General features: G+C 63.3%; 15 protein-coding genes. 6 read left to right on the plus strand and 9 right to left on the minus strand.

Annotated features, from left to right (window positions below; all coding sequences use genetic code 11):
* Position 1: 1 nt before the first annotated feature.
* The 4 genes from folK to hda are packed head-to-tail and all read right to left on the minus strand — an operon-like array spanning position 2 to position 3171.
* On the minus strand, positions 2-475 hold the full coding sequence (gene folK / locus LMJ30_RS19630; protein WP_229434259.1) for a 2-amino-4-hydroxy-6-hydroxymethyldihydropteridine diphosphokinase: 474 nt from the start codon (positions 473-475) through the stop codon (positions 2-4).
* On the minus strand, positions 472-1836 hold the full coding sequence (gene pcnB / locus LMJ30_RS19635) for a polynucleotide adenylyltransferase PcnB (RefSeq protein ID WP_229434260.1): 1365 nt from the start codon (positions 1834-1836) through the stop codon (positions 472-474). Before pcnB ends, folK begins: the two co-directional genes overlap by 4 nt.
* Positions 1829-2503, minus strand: a complete 675-nt coding sequence (locus LMJ30_RS19640) for a histidinol-phosphatase (protein WP_229434261.1) — start codon at positions 2501-2503, stop codon at positions 1829-1831. Before LMJ30_RS19640 ends, pcnB begins: the two co-directional genes overlap by 8 nt.
* A complete protein-coding gene (gene hda, locus LMJ30_RS19645; protein ID WP_229434262.1) occupies positions 2500-3171 on the minus strand; it encodes a DnaA regulatory inactivator Hda in 672 nt (223 codons plus the stop codon). Before hda ends, LMJ30_RS19640 begins: the two co-directional genes overlap by 4 nt.
* A 265-nt stretch (positions 3172-3436) precedes the next feature.
* On the opposite strand from hda, the gene purM reads away from it, so the two are divergent.
* The gene (purM, locus tag LMJ30_RS19650) at positions 3437-4480 is read left to right on the plus strand and encodes a phosphoribosylformylglycinamidine cyclo-ligase (protein WP_229434263.1); all 1044 of its coding nucleotides are present in this window, start codon (positions 3437-3439) and stop codon (positions 4478-4480) included.
* Positions 4481-4635: 155 nt separating this feature from the next.
* Here purM and LMJ30_RS19655 read toward each other — a convergent pair whose 3' ends face one another.
* The 5 genes from LMJ30_RS19655 to LMJ30_RS19675 form a co-directional block, all read right to left on the minus strand.
* Positions 4636-5850: a 6-phosphofructokinase gene (locus tag LMJ30_RS19655; protein WP_229434264.1), complete on the minus strand. Its 1215-nt coding sequence runs from the start codon at positions 5848-5850 to the stop codon at positions 4636-4638.
* Positions 5851-5925: 75 nt separating this feature from the next.
* Positions 5926-7974, minus strand: coding sequence for a sodium:solute symporter family protein (locus LMJ30_RS19660; protein WP_229434265.1), 2049 nt, complete (start codon positions 7972-7974; stop codon positions 5926-5928).
* Positions 7971-8282, minus strand: a complete 312-nt coding sequence (locus tag LMJ30_RS19665) for a DUF4212 domain-containing protein (RefSeq protein WP_229434266.1) — start codon at positions 8280-8282, stop codon at positions 7971-7973. Before LMJ30_RS19665 ends, LMJ30_RS19660 begins: the two co-directional genes overlap by 4 nt.
* Entirely contained in the window at positions 8282-9775 is a 1494-nt protein-coding gene (locus LMJ30_RS19670; RefSeq protein WP_229434511.1) for a sensor histidine kinase, read from the minus strand. The genes LMJ30_RS19665 and LMJ30_RS19670 overlap by 1 nt, the downstream gene beginning before the upstream one ends.
* 26 nt (positions 9776-9801) lie before the next feature.
* Positions 9802-10512, minus strand: coding sequence for a response regulator (locus LMJ30_RS19675; protein ID WP_229434267.1), 711 nt, complete (start codon positions 10510-10512; stop codon positions 9802-9804).
* A 189-nt stretch (positions 10513-10701) separates the two neighbouring features.
* Here LMJ30_RS19675 and recA point away from each other — a divergent pair, with 189 nt between their 5' ends.
* The 5 genes from recA (at position 10702) to sucC (ending at position 16250) form a co-directional block, all read left to right on the plus strand.
* Positions 10702-11787: a recombinase RecA gene (recA, locus tag LMJ30_RS19680; protein ID WP_229434268.1), complete on the plus strand. Its 1086-nt coding sequence runs from the start codon at positions 10702-10704 to the stop codon at positions 11785-11787.
* Between the two features lie 7 nt (positions 11788-11794).
* Positions 11795-12247 carry a recombination regulator RecX gene (gene recX, locus LMJ30_RS19685; protein ID WP_229434269.1) on the plus strand — a complete coding sequence of 151 codons (453 nt, stop codon included), beginning with the start codon at positions 11795-11797 and terminating at the stop codon, positions 12245-12247.
* 359 nt (positions 12248-12606) lie between these two features.
* Entirely contained in the window at positions 12607-14247 is a 1641-nt protein-coding gene (locus tag LMJ30_RS19690; RefSeq protein ID WP_229434270.1) for a methyl-accepting chemotaxis protein, read from the plus strand.
* Positions 14248-14436: 189 nt separating this feature from the next.
* A complete protein-coding gene (locus LMJ30_RS19695) occupies positions 14437-15000 on the plus strand; it encodes a DUF2889 domain-containing protein (protein ID WP_229434271.1) in 564 nt (187 codons plus the stop codon).
* Positions 15001-15080: 80 nt separating this feature from the next.
* Positions 15081-16250 carry an ADP-forming succinate--CoA ligase subunit beta gene (gene sucC, locus LMJ30_RS19700; protein ID WP_229434272.1) on the plus strand — a complete coding sequence of 390 codons (1170 nt, stop codon included), beginning with the start codon at positions 15081-15083 and terminating at the stop codon, positions 16248-16250.
* Positions 16251-16259 lie beyond the last annotated feature (9 nt).

The following is a 16259-nucleotide window of genomic DNA, read 5'->3' on the forward strand; positions in this document are numbered from 1 at the left end:
GTTAGGAGATCTTTGCGACCTGCTGGCCTGCCACGGCGCCGGCAAACTGCTGCGCGGGGCCGTAGCCTGGAACGACGGCGGCTGGCGCGATTTCCAGCAGCGGCGCCAGCACGAAAGCGCGTTCGAGCATGCGCGGATGCGGCACCTGCAATGTGGGCGTGTCGATGAGGTGGTCGCCGTAGAGCAGCACATCCAGGTCAAGCGTGCGCGGGGCGTTGCGGTAGGGCCGTTCGCGGCCATGCGCCAGCTCGATGGCCTGCAGCGCCGCCAGCAGTTCGTGGGCGCCAAGGGAGGTGTCGATGCACGCAACCGCGTTGATGTAGTCGTCGCCAGACGAGTCGATCGGGGCAGTGCGGTACCGTGACGAGCTGGCGAGCAGCCGCGTGCCGGGAAGGGCTGCGATCCGGACTATGGCGTCGTCGACGTTGGCCAGCGCGTCGCCCAGGTTGGCGCCGATCCCGATGTAGGCGATCATTCCTCGCTCGTGGTGCTTTCGCTCGCTGCTGCGCCGGTCTTGTTGCGCGGTGCGCGGCGCGGCGCGCGCTTGCGCTTGGCGCCTGACGGCGCGGCGTTCGCGGTAGCGACAAGCTGTTCGCGTTCGTTAGGGTCGCCTTCGTAGAACGCGGTCCACCATTCGCCCAGTTCCATCTCGATTTCGCCGGACGCGCAGCGCAGTAGCAGGAAGTCGTAGCCGGCGCGGAAGCGCGGGTGCTCAAGCAGCTTGTACGGCGTCTTGCCGTTGCGGCGCTCGAAGCGCGGCTGCATCGACCAGATGTCGCGCATGTCGGAGGCGATGCGGCGCTGCAGCGCCAGTTGTTCGGTCTGCGATTCGAGCACGTCGTCGGCCGCCAGGTGCAGCGCAGGAATCGGCGATTCGCCGGCGGCGCGGTAGGCGGTCCACTTCTCGACCACCTGGTGCCACAGCAGCGAGGCAAACAGGAAGCCCGGCGATACGCCTTTGCCGGCCTTGACGCGGTTGTCGGTCGACTCCAGCGCCAGGGTGACGAACTTCATGCCGATCGGCTGTTCCAGCACGACGTCGAGCAGCGGCAGCAGGCCGTGGTGCAGGCCTTCCTTGCGCAGCTGCTGCAGGCAGGCCAGCGCGTGGCCGCTCATGAGCAGCTTGAGCATTTCGTCGAACACGCGCGCCGCCGGCACGTTGTCGATCAGCGGGGCCATGACGGGAATCGGCTCGCGCGTCGATGGCTCGATGGTGAACTGCAGCTTGGCCGCAAAGCGCACCACGCGCAGCATGCGCACCGGGTCTTCGCGGTAGCGCGCTTCCGGCTGGCCGATGATGCGCAGGGTCTTGTCGCGGATGTCGGCGATGCCGCCGTGGTAGTCCAGCACTTCCTGGGTCGCAGGGTTGTAGTACATCGCGTTGATGGTGAAGTCGCGGCGCATCGCGTCTTCATGCTGCGGGCCGAAGGTATTGTCGCGCAGGACGCGGCCATGTTCATCTTTCGGCGCATTCGCAGGGCCGGCGCCGCGGAAGGTGGTTACTTCCAGCAGGTCCTGGCCGAACATCACGTGCACGATCTGGAAGCGGCGGCCGATGATGAAGGCGCGGCGGAACAGCTTTTTCACTTCTTCCGGCGTCGCGTTGGTGGCGATGTCGAAGTCTTTCGGTTTCACCCCGAGCAGCAGGTCGCGCACGGCGCCGCCCACCACAAAGGCCTTGAAGCCCGCGTCCTGCAAGGTTGACGTGACGCGGATCGCGTTCGACGACAGCAGTTTCGGATCGATTCCGTGTTCAGCTGCGCCAAGCACCACTGGCTCGGTCGGGTCGCGCTGGTCTTTAACGCCAAGGATCTTGCGGATGAATTTTTTAATCATTGAATAAGTGGAGTGAAGGCCAGCCAAGGTTCGCCGCGTGCGACGCCAGCACGGCGTTCGGGTTGGTCGCGACAGGGTGGGTGACAACGGACAGCAGCGGGATATCGTTATGCGAATCGCTGTAGAAGTGGCTGCGCTCGAATGCGGCGAGCGGTTTGCCGATGGTCTCTAACCATGCGTGGGTGTGCGTGACTTTGCCGGGCCCGGAGGTCGGCACGCCAAGCAGCTTGCCGGTGATGTTGCCCTGCGCGTCTTCTTCCGGCACGGCGGCGATCAGGTGCTGCACGCCGAGTTCCCTGGCGATCGGCGCGGTGACGAAGCGGTTGGTCGCGGTAATGATGGCCACCAGGTCGCCCGCGTCCTGGTGCTTTTGCAGCAGCTCGCGTGCGCACGGGCGGATCGACGGATTGATCACTTCATGCATGAACTGCGCGTGCATGGCGTCGAGCTGGGCGCGCGGGAAGCGCGCCAGGGTGCCGAGCGCGAACTCCAGGTATTCGACCGGATCGAGGGTGCCGGCCTGGTACTGGGCGAAGAATTCGTCGTTGCGGCGCTTGAATTCCACCGGATCGACGGCGTTGGTGCGGACCAAAAACTGGCCCCATTCGTAGTCCGAGTCAATCGGCAGCAGGGTGTGGTCGAGGTCAAACAGGGCCAGGTTGTTCATTCTTTCGGTTCCGACTGGAGCAGCAAGTCGCGCAGCAGCGGCAGGGTGACCGGGCGCTGGGTCTCAAGCGAATATTGGTCAAGTGCGTCGAGCATCGTCGATAGCGAGCGCATGTCGCGCTTAAAGTGTGACAGCAAGTAGGGTAACACGCTGGCCGACAGCGTCAAACCGCGCGATTCGGCCGCATGGGTCAGGGCGGCGATCTTTTCGTCGTCGGACAGGCCGTGGATCTGGTAAATCAGGCCCCAGCCCATGCGCGTGCGCAGGTCCTCGCGCACCGGCAGCACCACTGGCGGAACCGGCCCGGTGGACACCATGTAGGCGCCGTGCTCGCGGATCTGGTTGAACAGCGCAAAAGCGTCGATCTGGGCCTGGCCCGATAACTGGTTGCAGTCGTCCAGCAGGTACAGGCTGATGTCCGGGCTGTAGACAAAGGCGCTCTCGGGCGCGTCGGCGGCGATGTAGCGCGAGTTGGCGGTGGCCGCGAGGGCTTGCAGCAGGTGGGTCTTGCCGGCGGCGGCCTCGCCCCACAGGTAAGCGAAATGCTCGCGCGACGTGCGCTCGGCGAACTGATGCATCAGATGCGCCAGCTCGGCGTTCTGTCCCACCTCGAACGAGTCGAGGCTCTGCGCCTGGTCTGCGCCTAGATCGAGCACCAGTTGTTTCATGGCGTCCGTTTCATCCTGAATTCCCTGCTTTCCGCGTCATTTGCATCAGGCATTATAAAAGCTGTTGCGCGGACAGTCGAAATTCTCGACTGCAAGGACGCGAATGAAAAAGGCATGGATGTGTTGTTATCTCGGTTAAACCGGCTGCGGGCGGGGCATTTTGATAAAATAGCGAATTGACCAGCAACCGGCTGCGAAAAAGACATCGCTTGGGCCGGACTGATCCACCGCCTTCTATTTTACCGCCTCCGCTGCGAAAAACACCATGAGCCAACCTTCAAATGTTTCACTCTCCTACCGCGATGCGGGTGTCGATATCGATGCCGGCGACGCCCTGGTCGAAGCTATCAAGCCGTTTGCCAAGCGCACCATGCGCGAAGGTGTCATGGGCGGACTTGGCGGATTCGGCGCCATGTTCGAGATCAGCAAGAAGTACAAGGAACCGGTACTGGTCTCCGGCACCGACGGCGTCGGCACCAAGCTGCGCCTGGCTTTCGAACTGAACCGCCATGACACGGTCGGCATCGACCTGGTCGCGATGAGCGTCAACGACATCCTGGTGCAGGGCGCCGAGCCGTTGTTCTTCCTCGATTACTTCGCATGCGGCAAGCTGGACGTGCCGACCGCCACCGCCGTCGTCAAGGGCATCGCCCAGGGCTGCGAGCAGGCAGGCTGCGCGCTGATCGGCGGCGAAACCGCTGAGATGCCAAGCATGTACCCGGCCGGCGAATATGACCTCGCCGGCTTCGCCGTCGGCGCGGTGGAAAAGTCGCAGATCATCGACGGCACCAAGATTACCCCGGGCGACGTGATCCTCGGCCTGGCCTCGTCGGGTGTGCACTCGAACGGTTACTCGCTGGTCCGCAAGATCATCGAAGTGGCCAAGCCGGACCTGGAAGGCGACTTCCACGGCCGCAAGCTGTCGGACGTGCTGATGGAACCGACCCGTATCTACGTCAAGCCGCTGCTGGCGCTGATGGCCTCGATGGAAGTCAAGGGCATGGTGCACATCACTGGCGGCGGACTGGTTGAAAACATCCCGCGCGTGCTTCAGCCTGGCCTGACTGCCGTGCTGGACTCGAAGTCGTGGACCATGCCTCCGCTGTTCACCTGGCTGCAGCAGCATGGCGGCGTTGCCGACGCTGAAATGCACCGCGTGTTCAACTGCGGCATCGGCATGATCGTTATCGTGTCGAAGGAAAACGCGGACGCCGCGTTTGCGCAGCTGCAGGCAGCGGGCGAGACCGTGTCGCGCATCGGCACGATCCGCGCACGCGAGGGTGACGAGCCCCAGACCATCGTCGAATAAACATTCGCAGGTCGGACAACACGGCGCCAGTGATGGCGCCGTTTTCATTTCACCCGCCAATATTGCGGCCAGCCTGCCAGCGACCGTAGGGCGGGTAAGCGACAGCGCACCCGCCATGAGCCGCAAAGGACAACGTTCGCCAGCCCTGGCCTTGTCTATTTGTTGAGAATCTTTTCAACAGGCGCCGGGCGCAGCCTGTACGCATCCGGCATCTTCGACCCAAGCAGCGGACGCAGGTACATCCGGAATGCATCGGTCACATCGGTGCCATCGGCGGTGATGAATTCATCCTCCATCACACGCGTCTTGCCGGCGACGTCTTCCAGCGGCATCAGTTCATAGTCGACCGAGTAATAGCCAGTGCGCTTGATGGCCACCGAACCGTCGCGATCGCCCCACATCGCGAACTGCACCCCTTTTTCGCCCACTTCGCGCGCCTCGCGCTGGTCCACGTCCGATACGCAGCCAATGAAGGAGCGCTGCAGGTAGCCGAAGGTGTCGCCGCGCACGCGCTTGATGCCCAGCTTGGTCTTGATTTCCTCACACAGCAGGTCGGCCAGCGCGCCAGTACCCGACAGCTGCACGTTGCCGTGCGCGTCGCGCTCGATTTCCTTGGCCAGCAGCGTCAGGATGGCTTCACCCGACGCATCATGAATGCCCTCTGACACTGCAATCACGCAACGCCCGAAACGCTCATAAGTCTTCTTCACGTCGGCAAGGAACTGTTCGATATCGAAGGTGCGCTCGGGAATGTAGATCAGGTGGGGGCCATCGTCCGGAAACTTCTTGCCGAGCGCCGACGCAGCCGTCAGGAAGCCGGCATGCCGGCCCATCACCACGCCGACATACACACCCGGCAATGCCGCGTTGTCGAGGTTGGCCCCCGCGAAGGCCTGCGCCACGAACCGAGCCGCCGATGGAAAACCCGGGGTGTGGTCATTGCCGACCAGGTCGTTGTCGATTGTTTTCGGGATGTGGATGCAGCGCAGCGGATAGCCTGCCTTGCGCGCCTCTTCGCTGACGATGCGTACCGTGTCGGACGAGTCGTTGCCGCCGATGTAGAAAAAATGCTCGATCTCGTGCGCGCGCAGCACCTCGAAGATCTTGTGGCAGTAGGCCAGGTCGGGCTTGTCGCGGGTTGACCCGAGCGCTGACGACGGCGTGCTGGCGACCAGCTCCAGGTTATGGCTGGTCTCCTGCGTCAGGTCGACGAAATCTTCGTTGATGATGCCGCGTACGCCGTGCATCGCACCGTACACGCGCGTCACATGCCGGAAGCGCCGCGCCTCCAGCACGACGCCGACCAGCGACTGGTTGATCACGGCGGTAGGACCGCCTCCCTGGGCAACGAGGATTTTTCCGGACGACATGCGCAGCTCCTTTGGACGGGTGGTTGCAATCGCATCAGGTTACCGCAAATTGAACGCCATGTTACCGCTTGCCGGCTATTCTGGCGAACGGATATGGTCGACCAGCCCGTCCGATTTGCGGCTCGGCGGCGCAGTCAGCAGGCTGGCGAGCACCATCACCGCAATTCCCGCAGGTACGCCGAACACGCCTGCCGAAATCGGCGCGATGTGGAACCACTGGTCCGCGGCTGAACCGCCCACTCCCGGATGCGTATGCACCATGTAATACAGGCACATCACGAAGCCGGCCACCATGCCCGCAATGGCGCCCTGGTGGTTGGCGCGCTTCCAGAACACGCCGAGCACCAGTGCCGGGAACAGCGTGGACGCCGCCAGCGAGAACGCCGCGCCGACCAGCGACAAGATGTCGGCCGGCTTTTGCGACGCCGCGTAAGCGGCGATGAAGGCCACCGCGAGCAGCAGCAGCTTGGAAATCGTCACCCGCTTCTGGGTCGATGCGGCCGGGTCGACGATCTTGTAGTAGATGTCGTGCGACAGCGCGTTGGAAATCGCCAGCAGCAGGCCGTCGGCGGTCGACAGCGCGGCGGCCAGGCCGCCGGCCGCCACCAGCCCCGAGATCACATAGGGCAGGCCGCCGATTTCGGGCGTGGCCAGCACGAGCACGTCGCCGTCGATGGCGATTTCAGCCAGCTGCACGACGCCGTCGCGGTTGATGTCGGCGATACTGATCAGGGGATTGACCTTGTCCACATTGGCCCAGTACGAAATCCAGTCGGGCAGCTTGCTGAAGTCGGCGCCCACCAGCGCGCTGTAGATGTCGTACTTGACCAGCACCGCCAGCGCGGGAATCGTCAGGTAGACCAGCAAAATGAAGAACAGGGTCCAGAACACCGAGCCGCGCGTCTCGCGCACCGACGGCGTCGTATAGGAGCGCATCAGGATGTGCGGCAGCGCGGCGGTGCCGAGCATCAGGCAGAACACCAGCGCCAAAAAGTTATTGCGCCGGATGTCGGACTGCCCAGGGTCGTCGCCCGGGAACGGGGTCGCGTGGGGCGCCGGCGCGCGCGAGCGCTTCAGGTTGGCCTCGCGCAGGCTGGCCCAGATGCCGCGGGCCTCGGCGGCATCCTTGGGGTAGGCGATGAGGGCACGCTCGGCCGCGCGGATCTCCGCCAGCGATGCGTTGCGCATGCGGACTTCATCAAGCTGGCGCTCGACTTCTTCCTTGCCGCGCTCCCATGACAACGGCAGCGCCGCGATCTTCGCATGGTAGGCGAGGGCGCGCTCGCGGAAGATGGCGCGCACTTCACGCTCCTTCGGATCGGCGGCCAGTTCGGCCTCGCGCTGCGCCAGCTTCGGCATCACCGATCCGTAAGCCAGCTGCGGCAGCGGGTTGTCCGCGTGCTTCACGGACAGCCACATGGTCGGGATCAGGAACGCCACCAGGATGATGATGTACTGCGCCACCTGGGTCCAGGTGATGCCGCGCATCCCGCCGAGGAAAGAACACACCAGGATACTGGCCAGCCCGAGGAAAATCCCGACAGAGAAATCGACGCCGGTAAAGCGCGACGCGATCAGGCCCACCGCGTAGATCTGCGCCACCACGTAGGTGAACGAGACGATGATGGTGGCGCCGACGGCAATCGCGCGCACTGGCCCGCCGCGGCCCCCCGCGCCGCCGCCGAAGCGCGTCGCGAGGAAATCGGGGATGGTGTATTGCGCGAAGCGGCGCAGGTAGGGCGCGATCAGCAGCGCCACCAGGCAGTAGCCTCCGGTCCAGCCCATGATGTAGGCCAGGCCATCAAAGCCGTGCAGGTATAGCCCACCGGCCAGGCTGATGAAGCTGGCGGCGGAAATCCAGTCCGCCGCCGTCGCCATGCCGTTGAACAGTGACGGCACGCGCCTCCCGGCCACATAGTATTCAGAGACGTTCGACGTGCGGCTGATCACGCCGATGGCGGCATACAGCACAATGGTCGCGAACATGAACGAATAGCCGATCCACAGCCGCGGCATGCCCTCCTGTTCAAGCAGCGCAAGCGCGGCAAGGAAGCCGGCGAAGCAGGCGGTGTACCAGAGATAGTAGCGGGACAGTTTGTTGAAGTAGGGCGAAGCGCGGTTCATGCAAGCTCCCGCTGGCGCTGCTCGAACTGGCGGTCGGCGCGCCGCATCATCCACGCATACGCGCCGATGATGGCGAGATAGATCAGCAGCGATCCCTGGGCGGCGAGGTAGAACGACAGCGGCCAGCCGAATATGGACAGTCCTTGCAGCTCGCGTGCGAAAAACACGGTGCCGAAGGTGGTGGCCAGCCACAGCGCGAGCAGCACGCCGGTAATGACGCGGGTGCGGCGCCAGTGCAGCGCGCGCGCGGTGACCAGCGCGTGCAGGCGGCGGGCGGCAAGGCCCGCGTCTTCGTGCTGTACTTCCATCAGTCGGCTTCCTCTTCGATGATTGGCGGCGGCGGGAACGTCACGCGGAACAGGCTGCCGGGGAGTTTTTTGGCAAAGCCGCGCGGGTTGCTGAACACGTCCACCTCCGCGCCGTGCTGCTGGGCGATCTCGCGCACGATCGCCAGCCCCAGGCCGCTACCGCTGGCGCTGCTGCCCAGGATGCGGTAGAAGCGCTCGAACACGTGGGCGCGTTCGGCTGGCGCGATGCCGGGGCCGGTGTCTTCCACTTCCAAAATCGCCTGCTGCGCATCGAGGCGCACGCGCACGGTCACGCTGCCGCCCGCAGGGGTGTAGCGCAGCGCATTGTCGATCAGGTTCGACAGCAGTTCGCGCAGCATCATGGCGTTGGCGTCGATGACCACCTGCGCATCGGACGCTTCGAAGCCGAGGTCGATCCGGTACGTGAATGAGGCCTGGACCCAGTCCTGCACCGTGTCGCGCGCCAGCACGTTCAGGTCGACCTGCTCGAACGCCAGTCCGGTGTGCGGCTGGTTTTCTGCACGCGCCAGGGCCAGCAGCTGGTTGACCAGCCGGGTGGCCGACTCCGAGCTCTTGGCCAGCTGTTCCAGCGAGCGGTGGATTTCATCGGGGTCGAGCTGGCGCAGCGCCAGTTCCGACTGCATGCGCATGCCGGCGAGCGGCGTCTTCATCTGGTGCGCGGCATCGGCGATGAAACGCTTCTGCATGTCGATGGTTTGCGACAGGCGGCCCAGCATGTCGTTGAGCGAGCCGACCAGCGGCGAGATCTCTTCCGGCACCTGGGTGGCGTCGATGGGGGACAGGTCGTCAGGCCGGCGCGCGCGGATGCGCTGCTGCAGCTCGGCCAGCGGCGACAGGCCGCGGGCCAGCGCAAACCACACCAGCGCAAGCACGATCGGCAAGATGATGAACTGCGGGAGGATCACGCCCTTGATGATTTCGTTGGCCAGGTGGGCGCGCTTGTCCAGCGTTTCGGCCACCTGCACCAGCGCCGCGTGCGGCTCCTCGTTGCGCGCGGCAGGGCGCAGGTTGACGTAGCTGAAGGCGACGCGCACCTGGGTGCCGTTCATCGCATCGTTGCGGAAGTGGACGGTGCCGGTGCGGTAGCGCCCGGGATTGTCGGGCAGCGGCAGCTCGCGGTCGCCGTCGACGTATTCCTTGTATGGGCCGGTGACCTGGAAGTAGACGTTGTCGACGTCATCGGCGCGCAGGATGTCGCGCGCTGTGCCGGGCAGGCGCGACACGGCTACCCCGTCGACTTCGCGCACCTGCTGCGCCAGCACGGTCACGCTGTCCTCCAGCGCGTGGTCGAACGGCTGGTTGGCGATCGACTTGGCGACCAGGTAGGTGATCGCGATACTCATTGGCCACAGCAGCAGCAGGGGGGCCAGCATCCAGTCGAGGATCTCGCCGAACAGCGAGTGCTGGATGTTCTCTTCCGGTTCGGGGTTGGGCGGCTGGTACAGGTCGGCCGGCGCAGGCGGCTCGTTCATCCCGGCCAGGCCGGCGTCGCGATCGTTCACTTCGATTCGGTGTGCGCGTCCGCGCCGGCGCGCGCGGCATCGGAGTATTTTTCAAGGCAGTAGCCCAGCCCGCGCACCGTGGCGATGCGCACGCCGCCCACTTCGATCTTCTTGCGCAGGCGGTGTACGTAGACTTCGATGGCGTTGTTCGAGACTTCCTCGCCCCATTCGCACAAATGGTCGACCAGCTGCTCTTTCGATACCAGCCGGCCGGTACGGGCCAGCAAAATCTCAAGCAGTCCCAGTTCGCGCGCCGACAGGTCGAGCATCTGGTCGTTGACATACGCGCTGCGCCCGACCTGGTCGTATACCAGCGGGCCGTGGCGGATGACGGTGGGGCCGCCGCCGGCGCCGCGCCGGGTCAGGGCGCGCACGCGCGCTTCGAGTTCGGACAGCGCGAACGGCTTGGCCATGTAATCGTCGGCGCCCAGGTCCAGGCCATTGACGCGCTGCTCGATCGAATCGGCCGCGGTGAGGATGAGCACGGGCAGCAGCGACGAGCGCGCGCGCAGGCGGCGCAGCACTTCGAGGCCGGACATCTTCGGCAGCCCCAGGTCGAGGATCAGGAGGTCGAACTCCTGGGTCGACAGGGCGGTATCGGCCTCCTGGCCGTTACGCACGCAATCGATGGCGTAGCCGGACTGGCGCAAGGAACGCGTCAGCCCATCGGCAAGTACACTATCATCTTCGGCAAGTAGAATACGCATGGTGGCACCGGAACGTCGAAACTGGCAGATATCCTATTGTGTTTCATTTCCCGTAACACTGGGAGAATAATCACGATTTTTGAGCTATTCGCGGATATCTGCAAGTTGCGCTTGCAAAGACCACTGTTTTTTTATACAGTACTGGCTGCACCGAGTGACTCCGCCCCTTTTCAAGACTGAAAGAACATTATGGACGACAAAAAAACCGCATTGCATGGCGCTGAAAAGGGCAAGGCGCTCGCCGCCGCCCTGGCACAGATTGAAAAGCAGTTTGGCAAGGGCTCGGTCATGCGCATGGATGCCAGCATGCCGGTCGAGGAAGTACAGACCGTGTCGACCGGCTCGCTCGGCCTCGACATCGCGCTGGGCGTCGGCGGCTTGCCGCGCGGCCGTATCGTCGAAATTTACGGCCCTGAGTCGTCGGGTAAAACCACGCTGACCCTGCAGACCATCGCACAAATGCAAAAGCTGGGCGGCACCTGCGCCTTCATCGATGCGGAACATGCGCTCGACGTCACCTATGCGCAAAAGCTCGGCATCAACCTGTCGGAGCTGCTCATTTCGCAGCCGGACACCGGCGAACAGGCACTGGAAATCACCGATGCGCTGGTGCGCTCGGGCAGTGTCGACCTGGTGGTCATCGACTCGGTTGCAGCGCTGACCCCGCGCGCCGAAATCGAAGGCGACATGGGCGACTCGCTGCCAGGCCTGCAGGCACGCCTGATGTCCCAGGCGCTGCGCAAGCTGACCGGTTCGATCAACCGCACCAACACGCTGGTGATCTTCATTAACCAGATCCGCATGAAAATCGGCGTCATGTTCGGCAGCCCGGAAACCACCACCGGCGGTAACGCGCTGAAGTTCTACGCGTCGGTCCGCCTGGACATCCGCCGCACCGGTTCGATCAAGTCGGGCGACGAAGTCATTGGTAACGAAACCAAGGTCAAAGTCGTTAAGAACAAGATCGCGCCGCCGTTCAAGGAAGCCCACTTCGACATCCTGTACGGCGCCGGCACCTCGCGCGAAGGCGAAATCCTCGACCTGGGCGCGGACAACAAGATCGTTGAGAAGTCGGGCTCCTGGTACAGCTACAACGGCGAACGTATCGGCCAGGGCAAGGACAATGCACGTACCTTCCTGCAAGAGCGTCCGGCGCTGGCGCGCGAAATCGAAAACAAGGTGCGTGTTGCCCTGGGCGTGCGCGAGCTGCCGCCGGTAGCAGGCGATGCCGAAGCGACCCCGAAAGTCGCCAAGCTGAAGGCCGTCGCCGAATAAGCTGGTCATGAAACCCCGGCTCAGCCTGAAGGGCCGCGCCCTGCGTTACCTGTCAATGCGGGAGCACAGCCGGCTGGAACTGGGGCGCAAATTGTCGCGATATGCGGAGGAGGGCGACGATGTCGAAGCCCTTCTTGATTTCCTCGAGAAGAACAACTGGCTGTCGCAGGAGCGCTTTTCGGAATCGCTGGTACACCGGCGCTCCGCACGCTTTGGCAACAGCCGCATCATGGCCGAGCTGCAAAGTCACGGCCTGAGCGGCGAAGCGCTGCAAGAAGTGAAGTCCGGCCTGGCCGGAACAGAAATGGCGCGTGCCCGCGAACTGTGGGAGCGGCGCTACGGCGCGGTTGCCACCGATCCCGCTGAACGCAACAAGCAAATCCGTTTCCTGATGCAGCGCGGCTTTTCGCAGCGTGCCGTATTTTCCGCAGTCAAGGGTGAACCAGACGACGAGTTCTGATTCGCTTCCCGTGGCTTCCGCCGAGGCCGCCTTCCGTTGTTGATGTGCCCTGGCAACGGTGCACATCTCCTCACCAACAGCGGGCGGCCCCGCCGGCGGCAACGCTTTTCGTGTCCATTTCGCCACATTCCCGCCTGGTCTTTGCGCCGCTCCTTGGCGAAATGTCATGCATTCTCCCTTGCCCTGACACCCGCCTGAACCTGCACATTGTGTTGGTTTGTGGAAATTTTTGAGTTGGATCAAAGATTTCTTAGTTTCAAATCCCTATCCTGATCACATTGACCCATATCAAGCTTCTTGATTTGCAAGTCGCGGTAACGGTTCCGCGTACGGCGTCGGGCAATCACAAGGATAGGCACATGTTTAAGCATCTCACCATCAAGTCCCGGCTGCTGTTTGTTATTGGATTCATGTCGGTCTTACTCATCGGCGGCGGCGTCATCGGCATTTTCAGCCTCGGCATGGCCAATGACTCGCTCAAAACCAACTATGAAAACCGCCTGGTGCCGATGGAGCGCCTTGACCAGATCATCCGCATGGTCGATCGCAACCAGCTGGCCGTGGCGCAAGCATTATCGGGCGACCTGGCCAGCGTCGGCGCCGAAATGGATGAGGTCGATAAACGCGCCGCGGTGATCGACAAGGTCTGGCAGGAATACCAGGCGACCGGACCGGTGGGCGAGGAAAAGCAGCTGGCCGACAAATTTATCAGCAACCGCAGCGCGTTCGTCACCCAAGGTCTCAAGCCGGCCGTGGCAGCGCTGCGTGCTGGAGACGTGGAAGCGGCGCGCACCCTGATGAACGGCCCGATGAAGCAACTGTTCAAGCCCTCCCAGGACAGCATGGATGCGCTGCTGCGCCACCAGCTTGAGCAAGCCAAAATGGAGTTCGAGAGCAGCCAGCGGATCTTCGAGCTGGTGCGCATCAGCTGCATCACCGGCATCATCTTCGGCGTCATCATTGCCAACCTGATCGGCGTGTGGCTGATCCGCGCAATCTCCCGGCCGGTGGACAAGGCCGTGAGCATCGCGCGCAGCGTGTCCAGGGGCGACCTGACCCAGTCGATCGAAGTCACCACCCAGGATGAGACCGGCCACCTGATGTCGGCGCTCAAGCACATGAACACCAACCTGACGGCGATGGTGCAGAAGGTGCAGACCGGGTCGGACGAGATTTCCGCCGTGTCGATCCAGATTGCCAGCCGCAACATGGACCTGTCCAGCCGCACCGAGCAACAAGCCAGCTCGCTGGAGGAAACGGCCGCGTCGATGGAGGAGCTGACCTCGACCGTCAAGCAAAACGCCGACAACGCGCTGCAGGCCAACCAGCTTGCCTTGTCGGCATCCGATGTCGCGGTCAAGGGCGGCAAGGTGGTCGCGGAGGTGGTTGCCACGATGGGCTCGATCAACGCATCGTCGATGAAGATCGTCGACATCATCGCCGTCATCGACAGCATTGCGTTCCAGACCAACATCCTGGCCCTGAACGCTGCCGTCGAGGCGGCCCGTGCGGGTGAACAGGGCAGGGGCTTTGCGGTGGTGGCCGGCGAGGTGCGCCACCTGGCCCAGCGTTCGGCGGCGGCGGCCAAGGAAATCAAGGAGCTGATCGACGACTCGGTCGACAAGGTGGAAAGCGGCACCCGGCTGGTCGACCAGGCCGGCACCACGATGGCCGAGATTGTCGAGCGCGTACGCCGCGTCACCGACATCATGGCCGAGATCACCACGGCCAGCCAGGAACAGACCTCCGGCATCGAGCAAGTCAACCAGGCGATCAGCCTGATGGACGAAGCGACGCAGCAAAATGCGGCGCAAGTCGAAGAGGCCGCGGCGGTCGCGGAACTGCTGCGCGAGCAGGCGGAAGCACTGGCCCATACCGTCAGCGTCTTCAAGCTCGTTGCGGCCCCGCCGGAGAGTGCCGCAACTGCGGCTGCACCGGTGCGCCCGCACCTGCGCCGCAGCGCAGTTGTGGCCCAATTGCCCGGCGTAGAGCAATATTGATGACTCGACAACTGCAATGCCGGTATCGACTGAAAAGCAATGTCAGGGCGCAATCGACGCCCTACATGTGATAAACTTTTGGGGTTTAAGCAGCGCCGCATGAGCGGTAGTTGCCGCAGAAGCTGCGGCAACGTGCATCAGCACACCAGCTGCACACTATTTATCGCCGCTTTCCGGCATTCGGTCCTTATGCCCCTGTCTCCACCTGTTCCGCGCGCTTTGCGGCACACCCGCGCCATCCAAGTCGAAGCGTTCAAGCGCGACGATGGCCTATGGGACCTCGATGCGCGCCTCACCGATGTGAAGGTGAACGACGTGACCCTCGCTTCCGGCGTACGGGCTGGCGGAACGCCCCTGCATGAGCTGAACCTGCGCATCACCATTGATCTCGAACTGACCATCGTCGACGCCGAAGCGGCCTCCGATGCGGTTCCGTATCCCGGCTATTGCGACGTCATCGGCCCTGCCTACAAGCAGCTGGCCGGCCTGTCGCTGATGAAGGGTTTCCGCGCCGGCCTCAAAGAGCGCCTGTCCGGCGTACTCGGCTGTACCCACCTGACCGAACTGGCCCAGGTGCTGCCGACGGCTGCCATCCAGGCCTTCGCCAACGACGTCATCAAGACGCGCGACGGCGCTGGCGACTTGCTGCCGCACCGTCCGTTCCAGATCGATAAATGCCACGGCCTGCGCGCCGATGGCCCGGCGGTCGCCATGTACTATCCGCGCTGGGTGGCCAAGGCGGCCAGCAGCTGATAAGAGTTCCGTTTTTCCAAGGTTCGTTTCACATCTCAACCGTATTTCTACAAATCAGCATCATAAGAAGGGAAGCCAGCATGAAAATCCATGAGTATCAAGGCAAAGAAATCCTCCGGCAATTCGGAGTGACGGTACCGCGCGGCATCCCGTGCATGTCCGTAGAAGAGGCTGTCAAAGCAGCAGAAACGCTGGGCGGCCCGGTCTGGGTAGTCAAGGCGCAGATCCATGCTGGCGGCCGCGGCAAGGGCGGCGGCGTGAAAGTGGCGAAATCGCTGGAGCAGGTCAAGGAATACGCAGAACAGATCATGGGCATGCAGCTGGTCACGCACCAGACCGGCCCTGAAGGCCAGAAAGTACGCCGCCTGCTGGTTGAAGAAGGCGCGGACATCAAGAAAGAACTGTACGTGTCGATGGTGACCGACCGCGTCAGCCAGAAGGTTGTGCTGATGGCGTCGTCGGAAGGCGGCATGGACATCGAGGAAGTTGCTCATTCGAACCCAGAAAAAATCCACTCGATCGCGATCGACCCATCGGTCGGCCTGACCGACGCGGAAGCGGACGACATCTCGGCCAAGATCGGCGTGCCTGCCGAATCGATCGCCGACGCGCGCACCCAGCTCAAGGGCCTGTACAAGGCGTACTGGGACACCGATGCATCGCTGGCTGAAATCAACCCGCTGATCCTGACCGGCAGCGGCAAGGTCATCGCACTGGACGCCAAGTTCAACTTTGACTCGAACGCGCTGTATCGCCACCCAGAAATCGTCGCTTACCGCGACCTGGACGAAGAAGATCCGGCTGAAGTCGAAGCATCGAAGTTCGACCTGGCTTACATCTCGCTCGACGGTAACATCGGCTGCCTCGTCAACGGCGCAGGCCTGGCGATGGCCACCATGGACACCATCAAGCTGTTCGGCGGCGAGCCTGCCAACTTCCTCGACGTGGGCGGCGGTGCGACGGCAGAAAAAGTGACCGAAGCATTCAAGATCATGCTGAAGAACCCTGGCCTGAAAGCCATCCTGGTCAACATCTTCGGCGGCATCATGCGCTGCGACGTGATCGCCGAAGGCGTGATCACCGCATCGAAGGCGGTTTCCCTGCAAGTGCCGCTGGTCGTGCGCATGAAGGGCACCAACGAAGACATCGGCAAGAAGATGCTGGCCGACTCCGGCCTGCCGATCATCGCCGCCGATACGATGGAAGACGCAGCGAAAGCCGTAGTAGCCGCTGCTGCTGGTAAAGCCTAATTCGAAGGA

It is taken from the genome of Massilia agrisoli (assembly GCF_020831365.1).
GTDB lineage: Bacteria > Pseudomonadota > Gammaproteobacteria > Burkholderiales > Burkholderiaceae_D > Telluria_A > Telluria_A agrisoli.

Coding starts and splice junctions, on each gene's coding strand:
- folK (WP_229434259.1), bottom strand. CDS start 475: ATGATCGCCTACATCGGGATCGGCGCCAACCTGGGCGACGCGCTGGCC.
- pcnB (WP_229434260.1), bottom strand. CDS start 1,836: ATGATTAAAAAATTCATCCGCAAGATCCTTGGCGTTAAAGACCAGCGC.
- LMJ30_RS19640 (WP_229434261.1), bottom strand. CDS start 2,503: ATGAACAACCTGGCCCTGTTTGACCTCGACCACACCCTGCTGCCGATT.
- hda (WP_229434262.1), bottom strand. CDS start 3,171: ATGAAACAACTGGTGCTCGATCTAGGCGCAGACCAGGCGCAGAGCCTC.
- purM (WP_229434263.1), top strand. CDS start 3,437: ATGAGCCAACCTTCAAATGTTTCACTCTCCTACCGCGATGCGGGTGTC.
- LMJ30_RS19655 (WP_229434264.1), bottom strand. CDS start 5,850: ATGTCGTCCGGAAAAATCCTCGTTGCCCAGGGAGGCGGTCCTACCGCC.
- LMJ30_RS19660 (WP_229434265.1), bottom strand. CDS start 7,974: ATGAACCGCGCTTCGCCCTACTTCAACAAACTGTCCCGCTACTATCTC.
- LMJ30_RS19665 (WP_229434266.1), bottom strand. CDS start 8,282: ATGGAAGTACAGCACGAAGACGCGGGCCTTGCCGCCCGCCGCCTGCAC.
- LMJ30_RS19670 (WP_229434511.1), bottom strand. CDS start 9,775: ATGAACGAGCCGCCTGCGCCGGCCGACCTGTACCAGCCGCCCAACCCC.
- LMJ30_RS19675 (WP_229434267.1), bottom strand. CDS start 10,512: ATGCGTATTCTACTTGCCGAAGATGATAGTGTACTTGCCGATGGGCTG.
- recA (WP_229434268.1), top strand. CDS start 10,702: ATGGACGACAAAAAAACCGCATTGCATGGCGCTGAAAAGGGCAAGGCG.
- recX (WP_229434269.1), top strand. CDS start 11,795: ATGAAACCCCGGCTCAGCCTGAAGGGCCGCGCCCTGCGTTACCTGTCA.
- LMJ30_RS19690 (WP_229434270.1), top strand. CDS start 12,607: ATGTTTAAGCATCTCACCATCAAGTCCCGGCTGCTGTTTGTTATTGGA.
- LMJ30_RS19695 (WP_229434271.1), top strand. CDS start 14,437: ATGCCCCTGTCTCCACCTGTTCCGCGCGCTTTGCGGCACACCCGCGCC.
- sucC (WP_229434272.1), top strand. CDS start 15,081: ATGAAAATCCATGAGTATCAAGGCAAAGAAATCCTCCGGCAATTCGGA.